This window comes from Streptomyces sp. enrichment culture (assembly GCF_964272855.1).
Classification (GTDB): domain Bacteria; phylum Actinomycetota; class Actinomycetes; order Streptomycetales; family Streptomycetaceae; genus Streptomyces.
Genome location: NZ_OZ186847.1, coordinates 2156125 through 2179325, shown reverse-complemented (window position 1 = coordinate 2179325; position 23201 = coordinate 2156125). Strand labels below are relative to the sequence as shown.

The window sequence follows — 23201 nt, the reverse complement described above, 5'->3', positions numbered from 1 at the left end:
ACGGTCGTCAACGCCCCAGCACGAGCGCGCAGTTGTGCCCTCCGAAGCCGAAGGAGTTGCTGAGCACGTATGAGGGCCGCTCCTCGCGCGCCTCGCCCAGGACCACGTCGAGACCGGCCAGTTCCGGATCGACGGCCGTGGTGTGGGCCACCGCGGGGACCACTCCGTCGCGCAGGGTGCACAGCGCGAGTACGGCTTCGATGGCGCCCGCCGCCCCGAGGGTGTGCCCGAGGACGCCCTTCGGCGCGGTCACCGAGGGGTTGTGCGGGAAGAGCCGCCTGACCAGTTCGCCCTCGATGCGGTCGTTCACCGGGGTCGAGGTGCCGTGGGCGTTGACGTGGTCGATCGCCTCGGCGTCCAGCCCGGCGTCCCGCAGTGCCTGGCGTACGGCGGCCTCCGCCTGGAAGCCGTCGGCGCGGGGCGCGACCAGGTGGTGGGCGTCCGTGGTGCAGCCGTAGCCGAGCACCCGGCCCAGTTCCTCGGCGCCGCGCCGCGCCGCGCTCTCGGGCCGTTCCAGTACGACGGCGCCGGCACCCTCGGAGATGACGAACCCGTCGCGGTCCGCCGCGAACGGGCGGGAGGCGGTCGGGTCGTCCCGCTTGGACAGCGCGCCCATCCGGGCGAAGCCGCTCACGGTCACGGGCACGACACCCGCTTCCGTACCGCAGGCGATCACCACGTCGCAGGTCCCGGCGCGCAGCAGGTCGCGCGCGACGCCGATGGCGACCGCGCCGGAGGCACACGCGGAGACGACCGTGTGGGCCGGTCCGTTGATGCCGTACCGCAGGGCGACCGCGCCCGCCGCCATGTTGGGCAGCGCGCGGGGATGCATGTACGGCGAGACGGCCTCGGCGCCCCGGGCCGCGAACCGGTCCTGCGCCTGCATGAGGGTGCCGACGCCGCCGATCCCGGTGCCGACGACCAGGCCGACCCGGGTGCCGTCCCAGGTGTCCGGGTCGAGCCCGGACTGCCGGATCGCCTCGCCGACCGCGACCAGGGCGTAACGGATGAAGGGATCCGTGTTCGCGGTTCCCCGGCCCGACAGGACGTCGGAACCGAATTCCGGTACCCGCAGGCAGTAAGGCGCGCCGGTGCCTTCCAGCGCGGCGTCCTTCGTGGCCAGTGCGGGTGCCTTCAGCACCGACTGCCAGGTCTCGTCGACTCCGATCCCGGCAGGGGTGATCAGCCCCGCCCCGGTGACCGCGGCGGGAAATCCAGCTGTCATGACGAGCCCAGTCGGGCATCCACGAGTTCGACCAGTTCGCCGAAGGTCTTGTCCTTCAGGGCGCTTTCCTCGTCGGCCAGGTCGACGTTGAACTCCTCCTTGACCCGGGTGATGAACTCGACGATCGCGAGAGAGTCCAATTCCAGTGTGTCGAGACGCACATCGGTGGCAATGGACTCGGCATCCACCTCGAGGTCGTCGACCAGTATGTCGTGGATCGTCGACTGCAGATCGTTACTCACTCAGAACACCCCTAAAAGAGCCGACAGGAAGAGGCGCCTGCGACCGCGGCAACGATTGCATGCATGCTGTGCAGGGCTACTGCACTCCCCCCGTATGTGATGGACAACACCTGTTCCGCACCCCATTGGGCCGGGCCCATGGGTACGGCAAACAGTTGCTCCGGCACCGGCCGCCCCCCGTGACCGGATGATTTCCGAGATCTGTGCCGCGCAACGCGGACGCATGGCGTGTCGGTCGGTGGCCGGAACCTGGTCTGGATTCTGTACTGTGACGGTCCCGCTGGTCAACGCCACTCTACCGGCCGGTTGTTGACGCGGTCGTGTTAGGGTCGATTGACGCCCCGTCAGCGCCGCGGGCCGCCCGGCGGTTAATTCGTGGCATCGGCAACGAGGGCATTGTTATCTTGCACGTTGATGCGAGACCTCGAGAGCCCAGCGCGTCGGGGGACACGTAACGGGGGGATTTAGGGAAGCTTCCCCCTGCACACATGGGGGAGCGCAGGATGTTCACCGGATCGCCGTCTGCCCGCAATCCGTTGTCGGCGGCCCAGCAGCGCGTCTGGTTCGCCCAGAAACTCATCGCGGACAGCCCGCTCTACAACATCAGCGGTTTCGTGGAGATAGCCGGTCCGCTGGACGTGCCGCAATTCGAGAGCGCGCTCCGGCAGGCCGTGGGCGAGGCCGAGGCACTCCATGTCCGATTCGGTGAGACCGACGGTGTTCCCTGGCAGTCCGTCGCGACTTCCGGCGACTGGCCGCTCGGGGTCACGGATCTGTCCGCCCGGGAAGACGGAGATCCGTCCGCCCGGGAAGACGGACGGGCCGCCGCGCTCGCCGCGATGCGGGACGATCTGGTTCATCCTTTCAACCTTTTCACCGGTCCGCTGTTCGTGCAGAAGCTGTTCCGGATAGCCCCGGACCGGTTCCTCTGGTACATGCGGGTGCATCACATCGCCTGTGACGCTTTCGGGTTCAACCTGATTGTGCAGCGGGTCGCCGACTGCTACTCCGCCCTCTCGGAGGGCCGGCGGATCCCGCCCACCCCGTTCTCCCCGCTCACCGAATTCCTCGCCGAGGACGTCAGATACGCCGAGTCCGCGCGCGGCGGCAAGGACCGCGACCACTGGCTCCAGCGCTTCCGTGACGCCCCGGAGCTGCTCGCCCTGCCCGACCGCCCCACCGGCCTGTGGTCCGAGGCGCACCGCCACACCACCCAGCTGGAGCCGGAGCTGTTCGGCGCGGTCCGGCGACTGGCCCAGGAGTCGGGGACCACCTGGCAGGTCACGCTGACCGCCGCTGCCGCCGCCTACCTCGGCCGTTTCTCCGGCACCGACGACGTCGTGCTCGGCTTCCCCGTCACCGGCCGCCTCACCCCGGTCACCCAGGCCACGCCCGGCATGGCCTCCAACGTGCTGCCGCTGCGCCTCGCGCCGCAGCCGCGCATGTCCTTCACCGAACTCCAGCGGTACGTGGGCCGCGAGATGCGCGCCCTGCTGCGGCACCAGCGGTACCGGGGCGAGGACCTGCGCAAGGACCTGGGCCTCGGCGGCCTGACCCGCCGTATGTTCGGACCTGCCGTCAACTTCCTGCCGCTGCCCCAGGATCTGCGGTTCGGCCCGTGCACGGCCGAGGCCCGCGGAGTGCCCAGCGGACCCGTCGACGACCTGGTGATCGCCTTCGAGGGCGGCTCCGACGAACACGGGGTGCGGGTGCTGCTCGCGGGCAACTCGGCCGCGTACGACGCCGACACCGTCGCCGGTCACGGCCGGCGGTTCCCCGCCTTCCTGCGCGCGCTCCTCGCCGACCCCGCCCGCCCGGTCGGCCTCGCCGATGTGCTCCTGCCCGACGAACGGCACCGGGTGCTGACCGAGTGGAACAGCCGCGCCGCCGACCTCGCCGCGGGCACCCTCCCCGAGTGGTTCGAGGAGCACGTCCGGCGCACCCCCGACGCGGTCGCCGTCACCCACGGGGACACCCGTCTGACGTACCGGGAGCTGAACCGGTGGGCGAACCGGCTGGCCCACCGGCTCATCGCGCGCGGCGCGGGCCCCGAGCGGCTGGTCGGACTGATGCTGCCGCGCTCGGCCGAGCTGGTCGTGGCGATCCTCGCGGTGCTGAAGACGGGCGCCGGCTATCTGCCGATCGATCCGCAGACGCCCGCCGGCCGGGTCGCCACGGTGCTCTCCGAGGCCGGCCCCGTGCTCGTCCTCGACACGGTCGACGACGTACGGGACGTCGGGGAAACCGCCGACACCGACCCCACCGACGCCGACCGGCTCGGCGCGCTGCACCCCGACCACCCCGCGTACGTGATCTTCACGTCCGGTTCGACGGGCAAGCCGAAGGGCGTCGTCGTCTCGCACCGCAACGTCACCCGGCTCTTCTCCGCCACCGCCGAATCGTTCCGCTTCGGCCCGGACGACGTGTGGACCCTGTTCCACTCGTACGCGTTCGACTTCTCGGTGTGGGAGCTGTGGGGCGCGCTGCTGCACGGCGGCCGGCTCGTCGTCGTCGACCACACGGTCTCCCGCTCGCCCGACGCGTTCCGCGCCCTGCTCGCCGACGAGGGCGTCACCGTCCTCAACCAGACGCCCTCGGCCTTCTACCAGCTGATCCAGGCGGACCGGCAGCACCCGGCGGACCGGCTGGCACTGCGCCACGTGATCTTCGGCGGTGAGGCGCTGGCCCCCGGCAAGCTCGCCGCCTGGTACGAGCGGCACCCCGACGACCGGCCGGTGCTCGTGAACATGTACGGCATCACCGAGACCACCGTGCACGTCACCGAGCACCCGCTCGGCCGCGAGGACGCCGCCGCCGACACCGGCAGCACCGTCGGCTCACCCCTCGCGGACCTGCGGGCCTACGTGCTCGACGCCGCCCTGCGCCCGGTACCGCCCGGCGTCACCGGCGAGCTGTACGTGGCCGGCGCCGGACTCTCCCGCGGCTACCTGAACCGCCCCGGGCTGACCTCCGACCGGTTCGTCGCCTGCCCCTTCGGGCCCCCCGGCGCCCGTATGTACCGGACCGGCGACCTGGCCCGGTGGACCCCCGACGGCGCCCTCGCCTACGAAGGCCGCATCGACCACCAGGTCAAGATCCGCGGCTTCCGCATCGAGCTCGGCGAGATCGAGGCCGTGCTCGCCCGCCACCCGCGTGTCGCCCAGGCCGCCGTCGTCGTCCGTGAGGACCGGCCCGGCGACAAGCGGCTCGTCGCCTACGTGGTGCCGCGCGAGTCCGCCCCCGAATCCGACGAACTGCGCTCGTACGCCGCCGAGTCCCTGCCCTCGTACATGGTGCCGTCGGCCGTGGTGACACTGCCGGCGCTGCCGCTCACCCCGAACGGCAAGCTGGACCAGCGCGCCCTGCCAGCCCCGGACTTCGGCGCGCTGGTGTCCGGGCGGGCCCCCCGCTCACCGCGCGAGGAGACCCTGTGCCGGATCTTCGCCGAGGTCCTCGGCGTCGAACAGATCGGCATCGACGACGACTTCTTCGCACTCGGCGGCCACTCGCTGCTGGCGACCCGCCTCGCCGTCCGCATCCGCACCGAGCTCGGCGCGGAAGCCCCCCTCGGCACCCTCTTCCAGCACTCGACGGTGGCGGGACTCGCCGCCGTGCTCACCACCGACGGACCCGCCCGCCCCGCACTGCGCCGGACCGCGCGGCCGGACGCCGTGCCCCTGTCCTTCGCCCAGCAGCGCCTGTGGTTCCTCAACCGCATGGAGGGCGTCGGCGCCGCCTACAACATGCCGCTCGCGCTGCGGCTGACGGGACCGCTCGACCGTACGGCGCTCCAGGCCGCGCTGGGAGACGTCGTCGCCCGCCACGAGTCGCTGCGCACGGTCTTCGCCGACGCCGACGGCGAGCCGCGCCAGGTCGTCCTCGCCGCCCCCGACGTACCGCTGCCGGTGACCGAGGCCGACGCGGACGCGCTGCCCGGCCTGCTGGACGAGGCGGCCGGCGCGGGCTTCGACCTGTCCCGCGAGATCCCGCTGCGCGCCTCGCTGTACCGGCAGAGCGCCGACGAACACGTCCTGCTGCTCGTCGTGCACCACATCGCCGGCGACGAATGGTCCATGGGCCCGCTCGCCCGCGACCTGGCCACCGCCTACCGGGCCCGCCTGGACGGCGGCGCGCCCCACTGGGCCGAACTGCCGGTCCAGTACGCCGACTACGCGCTGTGGCAGCGCGAACTGCTCGCCGGTGAGGACACCCCCGGCACGGTCGCCCACACGCAGCTCGCCCACTGGCGGAACACCCTGGCCGGCCTGCCCGACGAGCTGGACCTGCCCACCGACCGGCCGCGCTCCGCGCTCACCGGCCGCCGCGGCGCGTCCCTGCCGGTCACCTTCGACGCCGAACTGCACCGCGGCCTGCTGCGGCTCGCCGGTGAGCGCCGCGCCACCCTCTTCATGGTGCTGCACGCCGGACTCGCCGGGCTGCTGACCCGGCTGGGCGCCGGCGAGGACATCCCGATCGCGGGCCCCGTCGCCGGCCGCACCGACGAAGCCCTCGACGACGTCGTCGGGTTCTTCGTCAACACCCTGGTGCTGCGCGCCGACACCTCCGGCAACCCCGCCTTCGGCGAACTCGTCGACCGCGTCCGGGACGTGGACCTGGCGGCCTACGCCCACCAGGACGTGCCCTTCGAACGGCTCGTGGAGATCCTCAACCCCAGCCGCTCCGCGAACCGGCTGCCGCTCGCCCAGGTCCTGCTCGTCCTCCAGAACACCCCCGGCTACCACGTCGAACTGCCGGGCCTCGACGTCGACCCGCGGATGATCCATCCCGGCGGCGCGAAGTTCGACCTGTCGGTGAGCCTGACCGAGAAGGTGGACGACCGGGGCGAACCGGCCGGCCTCGAAGGCTTCGTCGAGTACGCCACGGACCTCTTCGACCAGGACACCGTCCAGCGGATCACGCACTGGCTGGAGCGGCTGCTGACCGCCGCGGCCGCCGACCCGAGCCGCCGCCTCGACGACATCGAGCTGCTCACCGACGAGGAACACCGGCAGCTCACCACCACCTGGAACGACACCCGGCAGGACGTCCCGCGGCAGACCGTGCCGGCCCTCTTCGAGACGCGGGCCGCCCGCACCCCGGACGCGCCCGCCCTCGTGTTCGCCGACACCACGCTGTCGTACGCCGAACTCAACCGGCGCGCCAACCGGCTGGCGCGGCTGCTGATCCAGCGGGGGATCGGCCCGGAGGACCGGGTCGCGCTGATGCTGCCGCGCTCGCCGGAGCAGGTCGTCGCGGTGCTCGCCGTCCTCAAGGCGGGCGCCGCCTACCTCCCGGTCGACCCGGAGTACCCGGCCGAGCGCATCGCCTACCTGCTGTCCGACGGCGCGCCCGCGCTGATCCTCGTACCGGACGCCCGGACCGCCACCCCGCCGGGCGCCGCGGACGTCCTCGCCCTCGACTCGGCCCGGCCGGACCGCTTCCCCGGCCACGACGTCACCGACGCCGAACGGCGCTCCCCGCTCACCCCCGCCCACGCGGCGTACGTCATCTACACCTCCGGCTCCAGCGGCCGCCCCAAGGGCGTGACCGGCACCCACACCGGTGCCGCGAGCCTCCTCGCCGCACAGCGGCACACCCTGCGCGTCGGCCCCGGCGACCGGGTGCTCCAGTTCGCCTCGCTCAGCTTCGACGCGGCCTTCTGGGAGATGGTCATGGCGCTGCTGTCCGGCGCCACCCTCGTCCTCGCCGCCCCCGACGGGCTGCGCCCCGGCGCCCCGCTGGCCCGGACCGCCGCCGCGCACCAGGTCACCCATGTCACCCTGCCTCCGACGGTCCTGGAGGTCCAGGAGGCGACGGACCTGTCGACCGTGCGCACCCTCGTCGTGGCCGGTGAGGCGTCCTCGGCCGAGCTGGTGGCCCGCTGGTCGGCCGGCCGCCGGATGATCAACGCGTACGGGCCCACCGAGACCACGGTGTGCGCCACCATGAGCGCCCCGCTCGACGGCGGCCACCGGCCGCCCATCGGGCTGCCGATCGCCAACATGCGCACCTATGTCCTCGACGGCCGGCTGCGTCCCGTCCCGGTCGGCGTGCCCGGCGAGCTGTACCTCGCGGGCGCGGGTGTCGCACGCGGCTACCTGAACCGCCCCGGCCTGACCTCCGAACGCTTCGTGGCCTGCCCGTTCGGCGCACCCGGCGAGCGGATGTACCGCACCGGCGACCTCGTCGAGCGGCGCTCCGACGGCACCCTCGTGTACCTGGGCCGCACCGACGACCAGGTCAAGGTGCGCGGCCACCGCGTCGAACTCGGCGAGATCGAGTCCGCGCTGACCGCCCAGCCCGAGGTCGCCCAGACGGCCGTGGTCACCAGGGCCGACCGGCCGGGCCAGATCATCGCCTACGTCGTCCCGGCCGGCGCCTCCGGCGAATCCCTCGGCGCCGACCTGCGCGGCCGCCTCACCGGCCGGCTCCCCGCCTACATGGTCCCGGCGGCGGTGGTGGTGCTGCCGGTGCTGCCGTTGACGCCGAACGGGAAGCTGGACCGGCGGGCGCTGCCGGCGCCGGACTTCGACTCGGCCGGTGCGGGCCGGGCGCCGCGCACACCCGCGGAGGAGGTGTTGTGCGGGCTGTTCGCCGAGGTGCTGGGGGTTTCTCGGGTCGGGATCGATGACGGTTTCTTCGATCTGGGTGGTCATTCGCTGCTGGCGACTCGGTTGGTGAGCCGGGTGCGGTCGGTGCTGGGTGTGGAGTTGCCGTTGGCGGCGTTGTTCGACGCTCCGACGGTGGCGGGGCTCGCGGGCCGGGTGGAGGTGTTGGAGTCGGGGGCCGCGCGGCGTGCGTTGGTGCGGCGGGAGCGGCCCGAGGTGGTGCCGTTGTCGTTCGCGCAGCAGCGGTTGTGGTTCCTGAACCGGCTGCAGGGGGTGGACGCCCTCTACAACATGCCGGTGGTGCTGCGACTGCGCGGCGAACTCGACCGCACGGCACTCCGGCTCGCCGTCGGCGACCTGGTCGAGCGGCACGAGGCGCTGCGCACCGTGTACCCCGACGTCGACGGGACGGCACGGCAGGTCACGCTCGACACGTGGGACGTGCCCCTGCCGGTGGTGGAGACCGACGAGCCGGAGCTGCCCGAGCTGCTGCGGGAGGCGGCGGGCGCCGGCTTCGACCTGTCACGCGAACTGCCCCTGCGGGTCACCCTGTTCTCGCTCGGCGAGCGCGAGCACGTGCTCGCCCTGGTGATGCACCACATTGCCGGTGACGGCTGGTCGATGGGCCCGCTCGCCCGCGACCTGGGCGCCGCGTACGCCGCCCGCCACGACGGGCGCGCCCCCGACTGGCGGCCTCTGCCGGTGCAGTACGCCGACTACGCGCTGTGGCAGCGGGAGCTGCTGGGCACCGAGGACGATCCGGGCAGCCTGGCCCACGAGCAGCTGGAGTACTGGCGCACGGCGCTGGCGGCGCTGCCCGAGGAACTGACCCTGCCCACCGACCGCCCCCGGCCCGTCGAGTCCACCCACTCCGGCGGCCGCGTGGACGTCGACTGGGACGCCGGACTCCACCAGGACCTGCTCGACTTCGCGCGCGACTCCTCCGCGTCGGCCTTCATGGTGGTGCAGGCGGCGCTCGCGGTGCTGCTGTCCCGCCTCGGCGCGGGCGAGGACATCCCCATCGGCACGCCGATCGCCGGCCGCACGGACGAGGCCCTGGACGAACTCGTCGGCTTCTTCACCAACACGCTGGTGTTGCGCACGGACGTGTCCGGCGGCCCGACCTTCCGGGAACTGCTGACCCGCGTACGGTCGACGGACCTGGCGGCCTACGCGCACCAGGACGTGCCGTTCGAGCGGCTGGTGGAGCTGGTGAACCCGGCGCGCTCGCGTGCCCGCCACCCCCTCTTCCAGGTCCTGCTCGCCTTCCAGAACACCCCCGAGGTCAGCCTCGAACTGCCCGGCCTCACCATCGACACCGCCGGCCTCGACGTCGGCGTCGCCAAGTTCGACCTGTCGCTCAACATCCAGGAACGCCAGGAGGACCGGCGGCCCGGCGGCATCGCGGGCACCCTCGAGTACAACGGCGACCTCTTCGACCGCGACTCCGCCGCCGCGCTCGCGACCCGCCTGGAGCGCACCCTGCGCGCGCTGCTGGCCGACCCGGACCGGTCCGTCGACCGCGTCGACATCCTCGACGACGGTGAACGGCACCAGGTGCTCACCGCCTGGAACGACACCTCCGCCGAGAACCGGCACACCACCCTCCCCGGCCTCTTCGAGGCCCAGGCCGCCCGCACCCCGGACGCCCCGGCCGTCCGGCACGGCCGCGAACACCTCACCTACGCGGAGCTCAACGCGCTCGCCAACGGTGTGGCCCGCGAGGTGACCGGCCTCGGCGTGGGCCCCGAGGACCTGGTCGCGGTGGCCCTGCCCCCGTCGCTGCGCCTTCCTGCGGCGCTGCTCGGCGTGCTCAAGGCCGGAGCCGCCTACCTGCCCGTGGACCCCGGTTACCCGGCCGACCGCATCGCGGCCATGCTGGACGACGCCGCCCCGGCCCTGCTGCTGACCACCGAGGACACGGCCCGGGGACGGGACGAGTTCGGCACCGCCCCGCGGCTCCTCGCCGACACCGTCGCCCCCGTGGCCGGCAACCCGTCCGACGACCGGCGCACCGCACCGCTGCGGCCCCACCACCCCGCCTACGTCATCTACACGTCGGGCTCCACCGGCCGACCCAAGGGTGTGGTCGTGGAACAGCGCAACCTCGTCGACTACCTGGAGTGGGCCGGCGGCAGCTACCCGAGCGCGCGCGGCTCCGCCCTGCTGCACTCCTCGGTCTCCTTCGACATGACGGTGACCGCGCTGCTGACCCCGCTGACCGTCGGCGGCTGCGTGACCGTGGGCAGCCTCGACGAGCGGGGCCTGCCCGCCACCGCGCCGACCCTGCTCAAGGCCACCCCCAGCCATCTGCCGCTGCTGCGGACCCTGCCCGCCCACGCCTCGCCGACCGAGGAACTGCTGCTCGCCGGAGAGCCGCTGACGGCCGAGGCACTGCGCGGCTGGCGCACCGCCCACCCGGGCGTCTCCATCCGCAACGTGTACGGGCCGACCGAGACCACCGTCAGCTGCACCGAGCACCGCGTCGCCCCCGGAGAGGAGCCCGCGGGCGCGTTCCCGATCGGCCGCCCGCTCGCCAACACCCGGCTGTACGTCCTCGGCCGCGGCCTTCAGCCGGTACCGGCCGGCGTGCCCGGCGAGCTGTACGTGGCGGGCAACGGTGTGGCGCGTGGGTATCTGAACCGCCCCGGCCTGACCTCCGAACGCTTCGTTGCGTGTCCGTTCGGTGCGCCGGGTGAGCGGATGTACCGCACGGGTGACCTGGTGCGGTGGAACGCCGATGGTGAGCTGGAGTATCTGGGTCGTGCCGATGACCAGGTGAAGGTGCGGGGTTTCCGTATCGAGCCGGGTGAGATCGCGGCGGTGCTGGACCGGCACGACGCGGTCGCGCACAGCGCGGTGGTGGTGCGCGAGGACCGGCCGGGGGACAAGCGCCTGGTGGCGTACGTCGTTCCCGCCGACGGTGTCGGGGAGACCGACCCGGCCGAGCTGCGCGCCCACGTCGCCGCCACCCTGCCGGACTACATGGTCCCGGCGGCGGTGGTGGTGCTGCCGGTGCTGCCGTTGACGCCGAACGGGAAGCTGGACCGGCGGGCGCTGCCGGCGCCGGACTTCGACTCGGCCGGTGCGGGCCGGGCGCCGCGCACACCCGCGGAGGAGGTGTTGTGCGGGCTGTTCGCCGAGGTGCTGGGGGTTTCTCGGGTCGGGATCGATGACGGTTTCTTCGATCTGGGTGGTCATTCGCTGCTGGCGACTCGGTTGGTGAGCCGGGTGCGGTCGGTGCTGGGTGTGGAGTTGCCGTTGGCGGCGTTGTTCGACGCTCCGACGGTGGCGGGGCTCGCGGGCCGGGTGGAGGTGTTGGAGTCGGGGGCCGCGCGGCGTGCGTTGGTGCGGCGGGAGCGGCCCGAGGTGGTGCCGTTGTCGTTCGCGCAGCAGCGGTTGTGGTTCCTGAACCGGCTGCAGGGGGTGGACGCCCTCTACAACATGCCGGTGGTGCTGCGACTGCGCGGCGAACTCGACCGCACGGCACTGCACACCGCGGTCGGTGACGTGGTCGCACGGCACGAGGCGCTGCGCACGGTCTTCCCCGACCGCGACGGCCACGCCCACCAGATGATCCTGGACGGGGCCGCCGGCGACGTCCCCGTCCGGCACGTGCCCGTCGCGGACGACGCCGAACTGCACCAGGCCCTGCGCCAGGAGGTGACCGCCGGCTTCGACCTGGCGCGCGAACTGCCGCTGCGGGTCACCCTGTTCTCGCTCGGGGAGCGGCAGGAGCACGTACTGTCGCTGGTGCTGCACCACATCGCCGGCGACGGCTGGTCGATGGCCCCCCTCGCCCGCGACCTGGCCACCGCCTACACGGCACGGCTGGCCGGCGGGGCGCCGGAGTGGGAGCCGCTGCCGGTGCAGTACGCCGACTACGCGCTGTGGCAGCGGGAGCTGCTGGGCGCGGAGGACGATCCGGGCAGCCTGGCCCACGAGCAGCTGGAGTACTGGCGCACGGCGCTGGCGGCGCTGCCCGAGGAGCTGGACCTGCCCACCGACCGCCCGCGCCCTGCCGTGGCGAGCCACGAGGGCGGGCTGACCCCGCTGCGCTTCGACGCCGGACTGCACGGCGGTGTCGTGGAGTTGGCGCGGGAGTCGTCGACGTCGGTGTTCATGGTGGTGCAGGCGGCGCTCGCGGTGCTGCTGAGCCGTCTGGGCGCGGGCGAGGACATCCCGATCGGCACGCCGATCGCCGGCCGCACGGACGAGGCGCTGGACGATCTCGTCGGCTTCTTCGCGAACACGCTGGTGCTGCGTACGGACGTGTCGGGTGGTCCGACCTTCCGTGAGCTGCTGGCGCGGGTGCGGTCGACGGACCTGGCGGCGTACGCGCACCAGGACGTGCCGTTCGAGCGGCTGGTGGAGCTGGTGAACCCGGCGCGCTCGCGTGCCCGCCACCCCCTCTTCCAGGTCCTGCTCGCCTTCCAGAACACCCCGGAAGTCGAACTCGGACTCCCCGGTCTCAGCGTCGAGACCGAGACCGCGGAGACCGACGTGGCCAAGTTCGACCTCGTCTTCAGCCTGCGCGAGGAGGGCGCCGAGGGCGGCCTGCACGGCGTGCTGGAGTTCAACAAGGACCTCTACGACGCCGGCACCGCCGCCCGGCTCGCCCGCCGGCTGGAGCACCTGCTCGGCGCCCTCGTGGCCGACCCGGACCGGCCCGTCGACCGCGTCGACATCCTCGACGCCGACGAACGGCACCACGTCCTCACCGCCTGGAACGCCACCGCGTCCCAGGTCGCCCCGGCGCCGCTCCCGGCGCTCTTCGAGGCCCAGGCGGCCCGTACCCCCGAGGCGACCGCACTGCTGCACGACGGCACCGCCCTGACCTACGCGGAGCTGAACGCCCGCGCCAACCGCCTCGCGCGCTGGCTGGTCGCCCGGGGCGTACGCCCCGACACGGTGGTGGCGCTGGCCCTGCCGCGCTCGGCCGACCTGGTCCTCGCCGCACTGGCCGTGGTCAAGGCGGGCGCCGCCTACCTGAACATCGACCCCGGCTACCCGGCCGAGCGGGCCGCCTACATGTGCGCCGACGCCCGCCCCCTGGGGCTGCTCACGTCCGCCGACGCCGACACCAACACCCCGGGTGACCTGCCGCGCTGGCGGCTCGACGCCCCGGAGACGGCGGCCGAGCTGGCCGCCCTGTCCCCGGCCGACCTGACCGACGCGGACCGTACGGCACCGCTGCTCGTCACCCATCCCGCGTACGTCGTCTACACCTCCGGCTCCACCGGCCGCCCCAAGGGCGTGCTCGTCACCCACCAGGGACTGGCGAGCCTCGCCACCGCCCACCAGGAGGCACTGGGCGTCGCCGAGGGCGCGCGGATGCTGCAGTTCGCCTCGCTCAGCTTCGACGCCTCGGCGTGCGAGCTGGTGACCACCCTGCTGGCCGGAGCCACCCTGGTCGTGCCGCGCCCCGACCAGCTGATCGGGGACGAAGTGGTCCGGCTCATGGCCGAGACCGGGGTGACCCACGCGATGCTGCCCCCGGCCTTCGTGGCCACCCTCGACCCGGAGAGCGTCCCCACCCTGCGCGGACTCATCACCGGCGGCGAGGCCTGCGCGCCGGAGCTGACCGCCCGCTGGTCGGCCGGCCGCACCATGCTCAACGCCTACGGCCCGACCGAGTCGACCGTGTGCGCCACCCTCAGCGGCGCGCTCACCGGCGCCGTGAACGCCCCGATCGGCCGCCCGATCGCCGACACCCGCGCCTACGTCCTCGGCCGCGGCCTTCAGCCGGTACCGGTCGGCGTGCCCGGCGAGCTCTACCTCGCGGGCAACGGTGTGGCGCGCGGATATCTGAACCGTCCGGGTCTGACGGCGGATCGTTTCGTTGCGTGTCCGTTCGGTGCGCCGGGTGAGCGGATGTACCGCACGGGTGACCTGGTGCGGTGGAACGCCGATGGTGAGCTGGAGTATCTGGGTCGTGCCGATGACCAGGGGAAGGTGCGGGGTTTCCGTATCGAGCCGGGTGAGATCGCGGCGGTGCTGGACCGGCACGACGCGGTCGCGCACAGCGCGGTGGTGGTGCGCGAGGACCGGCCGGGGGACAAGCGCCTGGTGGCGTACGTCGTTCCCGCCGACGGTGTCGGGGAGACCGACCCGGCCGAGCTGCGCGCCCACGTCGCCGCCACCTTGCCCGACTACATGGTCCCGGCCGCGGTCGTCGCCCTCGAAGCGATCCCGTTGTCGCCCACGGGCAAGGTGCACCGCGACGCGCTGCCCGCCCCCGACTACGACACGGCCGGCACGGGGCGCGCCCCGCGCACGCCCGCCGAGGAAGTGCTGTGCGGGCTGTTCGCCGACGTCCTCGGCCTGCCCAGGGTCGGCGTCGACGACAGCTTCTTCGACCTCGGCGGGCATTCGCTGCTGGCGACGCGGCTGGTGAGCCGGGTGCGGTCGGAGCTGGGCGCCGAACTGCCCCTGGCCGCCCTGTTCGACACCCCGACACCGGCGGGACTCGCCGCCCTCGTCACCGACCTCGGCGCCGGGACCGTGCGCCCCGCCCTCACGCCCCGCACCCGGCCCACGCCGCTGCCGCTCTCCTTCGCCCAGCACCGGCTGTGGATGCTCGCCCGCCTCTACGACGCGGACGCCCTCTACAACATGCCGCTGGTGCTGCGCCTGAGCGGCGACCTGGACCGTGCCGCACTGCGCGCCGCCCTCGGTGACGTGGTGGCGCGGCACGAGTCGCTGCGGACCGTGTTCCCGGACGTCGACGGCACGGCACGGCAGGTGGTGCTCGCCGCGGGCGACGTGCCGCTGCCGGTGGTGGAGACGGACGAGACGGCCCTGCCGGAACTGCTGCGCGCCGCCGCGGCGGAGGGCTTCGACCTCTCCCGTGAGCTGCCGCTGAGGGCCACGCTGTTCGCGCTCGGCGCCGACGAGCACGTCCTGCTGATCTCCCTGCACCACATCGCCGGCGACGGCTGGTCGATGGGGCCGCTCGCCCGCGACCTGGGCACCGCGTACACGGCCCGCCACGACGGGCACGCTCCCGACTGGCAGCCGCTCCCGGTGCAGTACGCCGACTTCACCCTCTGGCAGCGCGACCTGCTCGGCGACGAGGACCAGGACGGCAGCGCGGCCCACGCCCAGCTGGAGTTCTGGCGCGCCGCCCTGGCCGGCGCCCCGGAGGAGCTGGCCCTGCCCACCGACCGTCCGCGACCGGCGGAGTCCACCTACGCCGGAAGCCGCGTGGACGTCGACTGGGACGCCGGACTGCACGGCGGTGTCGTGGAGTTGGCGCGGGAGTCGTCGACGTCGGTGTTCATGGTGGTGCAGGCGGCGCTCGCGGTGCTGCTGAGCCGTCTGGGCGCGGGCGAGGACATCCCGATCGGCACGCCGATCGCCGGCCGCACGGACGAGGCGCTGGACGATCTCGTCGGGTATTTCGCGAACACGCTGGTGCTGCGTACGGACGTGTCGGGTGGTCCGACCTTCCGTGAGCTGCTGGCGCGGGTGCGGTCGACGGACCTGGCGGCGTACGCGCACCAGGACGTGCCGTTCGAGCGGCTGGTGGAGCTGGTGAACCCGGCGCGCTCGCGTGCCCGCCACCCCCTCTTCCAGGTCCTGCTCGCCTTCCAGAACACGCCCGAGGAGTCGCTGCGGCTGCCGGGACTGACCGTCGGCACGGCCGGCGTGGACATCGGCGTCGCCAAGTTCGACCTCGCCCTCAGCCTGCGGGAGAGCACGGCCGGCCAGGACCCCGCCGGCATCCGGGGAATGCTGGAGTACAGCACCGACCTGTTCGACCCCGCGAGCGCGGAGCGGATCGCCGCCCGGCTGGAACGCGTCCTGCGCGCCCTCGTCGCCGACCCCGACCGGCCCGTCGACCGGATCCCCCTCCTCGACGAGGCGGAACGGCAGCGGCTGCGCACCGAGTGGAACGCCACCGAGGTGCCCGTCGAGGGCGTGGCGTCCACCGTGCACGCCGTGTTCGCCGAGCGGGCCCGCACCCGCCCCGACGCGGTCGCCGTCACGGCCGGCGCCCGGCACCTCACCTACGCCGAGCTGGACCGGCGGGCCAACGGCCTCGCCCACCACCTGATCGCGCTCGGCGTCCGGCCCGAGGACCGTGTCGCCGTGCTCATGGAGCGGTCCGCCGACCTCGTCGTCGCCCTGCTCGGCATCCTCAAGGCCGGCGCGGCCTACGCCCCGCTGCACGAGAGCTACCCGGCCGAGCGGATGCGCGAGGTGCTGGCCGGCTCCGGCGCCCGCGTCCTGGTCACCGACCCGGTCTGGCGGGAACGCGGGCTGCCGGACGCCGAACACGTCGTCCTCGTCGAGGACGCCGCGGACACCGGCACCGCCCCCGAGCCGCCGCACCGGCCGGACGGGCTGGCCTACGTCATGCACACCTCCGGATCGACCGGCAAGCCCAAGGGCATCGCGATCACCCATCGCAACCTGCTGGAGCTGGCCCTCGACCCGTCGTGGGCCGACGGCGACCGGCACCGGCACGTGCTGATGCACGCCCCGTACGCCTTCGACATCTCCGACTACGAACTGTGGGTGCCGCTGCTGGCCGGCGGACGTGTCGTGCTCGCCCCGCCCGGCGAGCCGGACATCGCCGAGCTGAAGCGGCTGATCGTCGCGGAAGGCATCACCGGCGTGCACTTCACCGCCGGCCTCTTCCGGGTCGTCGCCGACGACCTCGGCGATGTGCTCGGCGGCGTCGAGGAGATCCTCACCGGCGGTGACGTGGTCTCCGTCGCGGCCGTCGAGAGCGTGCTGCGCGCCGCGCCGCACCTCGTCGTACGCCACCTGTACGGTCCGACCGAGATCACCCTGTGCGCCACCAGCCACCTGGTGTCCGCCGCCGACGGACTCGGCGACCGGCTGCCCATCGGCCGGCCCCTCGCCAACACCCGCGCCTACGTGCTGGACGCTGCGCTCGCCCCGGTGCCCGAGGGCGTCGCCGGCGAGCTGTACATCGCCGGAGCCGGACTCGCCCGCGGCTACCTCGACCGCGCCGGGCTCACCGCCGAGCGGTTCGTGGCCGATCCGTACGGACCCGCCGGGGCCCGCATGTACCGCACCGGCGACCTGGCACGCCGCCGCCACGACGGCACCCTGGAGTTCGTCGGCCGCGCCGACGACCAGGTCAAGGTGCGCGGGTTCCGCATCGAGCCCGGCGAGGTGGAGGCGGCCCTGACCCGCCACCCGTCCGTCGCGCAGAGCGCGGTCGTCGTCCGCGAGGACCGCCCCGGCGACAAGCGCCTCGTCGCCTACGTCGTCCCCGCGGACGGCACACGCGGCGTCGACCCGGCGCAGCTGCGCGCCCACGCCGCCGACCGGCTGCCGGAGTACATGGTCCCGGCGGCGGTCGTCGCCCTGGACGAACTCCCGCTGACGGCGAACGGCAAGCTCGACCGGGCCGCACTGCCCGCGCCGGTCTTCCGCTCCGGCGGCACCGACGCCCCCCGCACCCCGCGGGAGGAGCAGCTGTGCCGTCTGGTCGCCGACGTGCTCGGCCTGGACGACGTAGGCCCGCAGGACAACTTCTTCGAACTCGGCGGCGACAGCATCGGCTCCATCCAGCTGGCCGGCCGGGCCCGCGGGGCCGGCCTCGAACTCACGCCGAAGGACGTCTTCCGCACCCGGACGCTGGCCCAGCTCGCCGCCGTCGCCGGCACGGTCACCACCCCGTCCGACGCGGCCGACGACGGAGTCGGCGAGGTGCCGCTCACCCCGGTCGTGCACGACCTGCGGGCCCGCGGCGGCTCCCTCGACGGGCTGCTCCAGTCGGTGCTGCTCCAGGTGCCGCCCGCGCTCACCGAGACCGGCCTCACCACGGCCCTGGAAGCGCTCGTCGACCACCACGACGTGCTGCGGCTGGAGGTGACCGGCGCCGACTGGCGGCTGCGCGTGCGGCCCGCCGGGTCCGTCCCGGTGACCGACCGGGTGCGCCGGGTCGACGTGGCCGGTCTGGACGACGCCTCGCTGCGCGCCGTCCTCGCCAAGGAGGCGGTCGCCGCGGGCGAACGCGTCGGTCCGGGCGACGGAGTCATGTTCCAGGCGGTCTGGTTCGACGCGGGCGACGAGGCCTCCGGCCGGCTGCTGCTGACCGTCCACCACCTCGCCGTCGACGGAGTGTCCTGGCGGGTCCTCATGGACGACCTCAGGACGGCGTGGACCGAGGCCGAGGCCGGACGCGCCCCCCGCCCCGACCGGGTGGGAACCTCGTTCCGGCGCTGGGCGACGACACTCACCGAGGAGGCGGCCACACCGTCGCGCACCGCCGAACTCGGCTTCTGGACGGGCCTGCACGACCGGCCCGTGCCCCGGCTGGGCGCGCGCGACCTCGACCCGGCCCGGGACACCACGGCCACCGCGCGGTCGCTGACGGTCTCGCTGCCCGCACCGGTCACCGAAGCCGTCCTCGCCCGGGTTCCGGCCGCCTACAACGCGGGCGTCGACGACGTCCTGCTGGCCGCCCTCGCCATCGCGGTGCGGGCCGGCCGGGACGGGCAGCAGGACGCGCCGGTGCTCGTCGAGGTCGAGGGCCACGGCCGGCACGAGGAGCTCGCGGACGGGCTCGACCTGTCCCGCACCCTCGGCTGGTTCACCAGCGTCCACCCGGTGCGGATCGACCCCGGCCCGGTGGACTGGACGGACCTGTGGCAGGCCGGACCCGCCGTAGGCGAGGTTCTCAAGCGGGCCAAGGAACAGCTGCGGGCCGTGCCCGACGAGGGCATCGGCCACGGGCTGCTGCGCTACCTCAACCCGGACACCGCCCCCGCGCTGGCCGCCCTGCCGACCCCGCAGATCGGCTTCAACTACCTGGGCCGCTTCCAGGGCTCCGGCGCCGCGGACTGGGGCCTGGCGCCCGAGGCGGCCGGCGAGGACGCGGTCGGCGCCCCGCCCGGCGCGATGCCGCTGCGCAACCCGCTCACCGTCAACGCCACGACCCGCCCCTCGGCCGACGGCGGCGCCGAGCTGCGCGCGGTCTGGACGTGGCCGGACGGGCTGCTGACCGAGACCGAGGTGGCCGCCCTCGCGGACACCTGGATCCGGGCGCTGACCGTGATGGCCCGCCACGTGGGCCGCGCCGACGCGGGCGGCGCCACCGTGTCCGACTTCGACCTGGTCGACCTCGACCAGGACGAGATCGAGGCATTCGAGGACGAGTTCATGTTCGAGGACGGGGACGAGGAATGAAGCGCGTCAAGGCGCGGATCGAGGACGTACTGCCGCTGACCGCGCTCCAGGAAGGGCTCCTGTTCCACGCGCGCTTCGACGAGCGGCAGGCCGACGTCTACCACCTCCAGTTCGTGTTCGACCTGCGCGGCGAACTGGACGCCGGGGCGCTGCGCCGGGCGGCCGACGGGCTGCTCGCCCGGCACGGCAACCTGCGGGGCGCCTTCCGCGAGCGCCGCAACGGCGAGTCCGTCCAGGTGGTGCCGGACCGGGTGCGGATGCCCTGGCGGGAGACGGACCTGTCGGCGCTGCCGGCCGCCGAGCGTGCGGAGCGGCTGGCGGCGGTGCTCGCCGAGGACCGCGCCACCCGCTTCGACCCGCGCAAGCCGCCGCTGATCCGGTGCGAGCTGGTCCGGCTGGCCGCCGACGAGCACCGCTTCGTGCTGACCAGCCACCACCTCCTGCTCGACGGCTGGTCCGTCCCGCTGATGCTGCGCGAGCTGTTCGCGATGTACGCCCAGGACGGCGCCGGCCACACGCTGCCGCCGCCCGTGCCGTACAAGGAGTACCTGCGCTGGCTGTCCCGGCAGGACCGCGCCGAGGCCGAGTCGGCCTGGCGCCGGTACCTCGACGGACTCCAGGAGCCCACCCTGCTGGGCCCGGCGGGCGCCGGCCGGGACACCGTGGTGCCCGAGGAGACCGAGACCGAGGTCGACGCGGAGCTCACCGCCCGGCTCACCGACCTCGCCCGCCGCCACGGACTCACCCTGAACACCGTGGTGCAGGGAGCCTGGTCCGTGGTGCTGGCCCAGCTCACCGGCGGCGACGACGTCGCGTTCGGCGCGACCGTCTCCGGGCGCCCGCCGGAGCTGCCCGGCGTGGAGTCGATGATCGGCCTGTTCGCCAACACCCTCCCGGTCCGGGTACGGCTGGACCCGGCCGACTCCCTGATCGGCACCATGCGGCGGATCCAGGAGGAGCGCGCCCTGCTCGCGGCCCACGAGTACCTCGGCCTCGGCGACATCCAGCGGCTCGCCGGACCCGGCGGCGAACTCTTCGACACCCTGTACGTGTTCGAGAACTACCCGGCGCCCGCCGACGACGGGGACACCCCCCGGCACGGGCTGCGGATCGCCGGCACCGAGGGCAGCGGAACCGCCCACTACCCGCTGACCCTCACCGTCCTGCCCGGCGACACCCTGCGGATGCGCCTCACCTACCGGCCCGACCTGTTCACCCGGCAGACCGTGCGCGGCTGGGCCGAACGGCTGCGCGGGGTGCTGCGGACCGTCGTCGACGACCCCGGCCTGCCGGTCGCCCGGGTCGACGTGCTCGACCCCGCCGAGCGGCACCGCGTCCTGGAGGAGTGGAACGACACCGCCGCCGAGCCGTCCCCGCACTGCTGGCCCGCCCGCTTCGAGGAGCAGGTCCGCCGCACCCCGGACGCCCTGGCCGTCTGGCGGCCCGACGGAGCCGGACTCACCTACGCGGAGCTGAACGCCGAGGCGAACCGCATCGCCCGCTGCCTGGTGGCGCGGGGCATCGGCCCCGAGTCCGTGGTCGTCCTCGCCCTGCGCCGCACCCCGCAGCTCGTCGCCGCCCTGCTGGCCGTGCAGAAGGCGGGCGCCGCCTACCTCCCGGTCGACCTCGACCACCCCCGCGACCGCATCGAGGGCATCCTCGCCGCCGCCCGGCCCGCCGCCGTCCTCACCACCCGGGACGACAGTGCCCGGCTGCCCGGCGGACCACAGGTGCACTGCCTGGACGACCCGGAGTTCCGAGCCGAGGCCGCCGCCCACCACCCCGGCGACCTCACCGACCGGGACCGGTCGGCGCCGCTGCGGCCCGAGCACCCGGCGTACGTGATCTTCACCTCCGGTTCCACCGGCCGGCCCAAGGGCGTGGTCGTGCCGCACCGGGCACTGCTCAACTTCCTCACCGCCATGAACGAGCGCTTCCCGCTCACGCCCGAGGACCGGCTGCTGGCGGTGACCACCATCGCCTTCGACATCCACGCCCTGGAACTCCACCTGCCGCTGATCACCGGCGCGAGCGTGGTGGTCGCCGACCGGGACACCGTCGTCGACCCGAACGCCCTCGCCGACCTGATCGACGCGAGCGGAGCCACCCTCATGCAGGCGACGCCCACGCTGTGGCACGCGCTGCTGACCGAACGCCCGCGGGCCGCCGAACGGCTGCGCGTCCTGGTCGGCGGCGAGGCCCTGCCCCCGGACCTCGCCGAGCGCATGACCCGCACCGGCGGGCAGGTCACCAACCTCTACGGGCCCACCGAGACCACCGTGTGGTCCACCGCCGCGCTCCTCGACGGCACGGCGGCGAACGGCCCCGGCATCGGCCGCCCCATCCGCAACACCCGCGCCTACGTCCTCGACGCCGCCCTGCGCCCGGTCCTGCCCGGCGTCACCGGCGAGCTGTACCTGGCCGGCGAGGGCCTCGCCCGGGGCTACCTGGACCAGCCGGGCCTCACCGCCGGACGCTTCGTCGCCGACCCGCACGGCGCCCCCGGCGCCCGGATGTACCGCACCGGCGACCTGGCGCGCCGGCGCCCCGACGGCACCCTGGAGTACCTCGGCCGCACCGACCACCAGGTGAAGATCCGCGGCTACCGCATCGAACTCGGCGAGATCGAGGCGGCCCTGGCCCGGCACCCCGGCGTCGCGCAGAACGCGGTCGTCGTCCGCGAGGACCGCCCCGGCGACAAGCGGCTCGTCGCCTACGTCGTCCCCGGCCCCGGAACCGCCGCGGAACCGGAGACCCTGCGGGCGCACGTACGAGGCCGGCTGCCCGGCTACATGGTGCCCGCCGCCGTCGTGACCCTGCCCGCGCTGCCCCTCACCCCGAACGGCAAGCTGGACCGCAAGGCGCTGCCCGCGCCCGGCCCCACCGCCCCGGCCACCGGCACCGGCCTCCCCGGCACCCCCGAGGAGGAGGCGCTGTGCGCCCTGTTCGCCGAAGTCCTCGGACTGACCCGGGTCGGTGTCGACGACGACTTCTTCGAACTGGGCGGCCACTCGCTGCTCGCCACCCGCCTGGTCAACCGGATGCGCGCCGAGCTGGGCACCACCGCCTCCATCCGCAGCGTCTTCGAGGCCCCTACCGCGCGGAGCCTGGCCCGTCGGCTGCACCGGCAGGACGACCCGCTGGAGGTGCTGCTGCCGCTGCGCACCGGCCGCGACGGCATCCCGTACTTCCTCGTCCACCCGGTCGTCGGGATCGGCTGGTGCTACTCCGGGTTCATCACCCGGCTGCGGCCCGACGCCCCGCTGTACGCGCTCCAGGCGAGCGGACTGCGCCCCGGCGACGACTGCGCGTCCAGCGTGAAGGAGATGGCCGCCGACTACGCCGCCCGCATCCGGGCGGTGCGGCCCGACGGCCCCTACCGGCTCATCGGCTGGTCGTTCGGCGGCCTGGTGGCGCACGAGACGGCCGCCCTGCTGCAGAGCGAGGGAGCGGAGGTCGACCTGCTCGCCCTCCTCGACTCCCAGCCCGCGGCCGGTCCCGGACCACGGGAGGCGGAGGACGATCTGCTCCAGGAGATCCTCACCGTGCTCGTGGCGGCGGTGGACCCGGCGCACCGGCACGGCGCCGGGACCCCGGTGACCGCCGCCGAGGTCGCCGCGCTGCTCCGCGAGCACGACAGCCCGCTGTCCGGACTCGGCGAGAGCGGCATCGAGGCCCTGCACCGGGTCGCCGCCAACAACCGCCGGATCGCCGCCGAGTTCACGCCCGGCGTCTTCCACGGCGACGTGCTCGCCTTCCGCTCCGGGCGGGACGGCGCCGCACAGTCCGCCGCGGCCGCGTGGGGCGCCCATGTCACAGGGGAGATCCACGAGGTCGAAGTGGACTGCACCCACCTCGAGATGACCACGCCCGCCGCGCTGGACGTCATCGCCCCGGTGCTGAACGCCCGCACGGCGAACCGCTGAACCACACAGTCACGAACAAGGAGAAACA

General features: G+C 74.0%; 4 protein-coding genes. 2 read left to right on the top strand and 2 right to left on the bottom strand.

The window, feature by feature from the left end; all coding sequences use genetic code 11:
* Positions 1 to 7: 7 nt before the first annotated feature.
* Positions 8 to 1225, bottom strand: a complete 1218-nt coding sequence (locus tag ACSU6L_RS09235) for a beta-ketoacyl-[acyl-carrier-protein] synthase family protein (protein WP_437055374.1) — start codon at positions 1223 to 1225, stop codon at positions 8 to 10.
* A complete protein-coding gene (locus ACSU6L_RS09230) occupies positions 1222 to 1467 on the bottom strand; it encodes an acyl carrier protein (protein ID WP_437055372.1) in 246 nt (81 codons plus the stop codon). Before ACSU6L_RS09230 ends, ACSU6L_RS09235 begins: the two co-directional genes overlap by 4 nt.
* A gap of 503 nt (positions 1468 to 1970) precedes the next feature.
* Here ACSU6L_RS09230 and ACSU6L_RS09225 point away from each other — a divergent pair.
* Together ACSU6L_RS09225 and ACSU6L_RS09220 are read left to right on the top strand one after the other, a co-directional pair.
* A complete protein-coding gene (locus ACSU6L_RS09225) occupies positions 1971 to 19247 on the top strand; it encodes a non-ribosomal peptide synthase/polyketide synthase (protein ID WP_437055370.1) in 17277 nt (5758 codons plus the stop codon).
* Positions 19244 to 23173: a non-ribosomal peptide synthetase gene (locus tag ACSU6L_RS09220; RefSeq protein WP_437055368.1), complete on the top strand. Its 3930-nt coding sequence runs from the start codon at positions 19244 to 19246 to the stop codon at positions 23171 to 23173. The genes ACSU6L_RS09225 and ACSU6L_RS09220 overlap by 4 nt, the downstream gene beginning before the upstream one ends.
* The last annotated feature ends 28 nt before the right edge of the window (positions 23174 to 23201 follow it).

Bases quoted from the DNA above. Each gene is read 5' to 3' on its own strand.
- ACSU6L_RS09235 (WP_437055374.1), bottom strand. From the start codon at position 1,225: ATGACAGCTGGATTTCCCGCCGCGGTCACCGGGGCGGGGCTGATCACC.
- ACSU6L_RS09225 (WP_437055370.1), top strand. From the start codon at position 1,971: ATGTTCACCGGATCGCCGTCTGCCCGCAATCCGTTGTCGGCGGCCCAG.
- ACSU6L_RS09220 (WP_437055368.1), top strand. From the start codon at position 19,244: ATGAAGCGCGTCAAGGCGCGGATCGAGGACGTACTGCCGCTGACCGCG.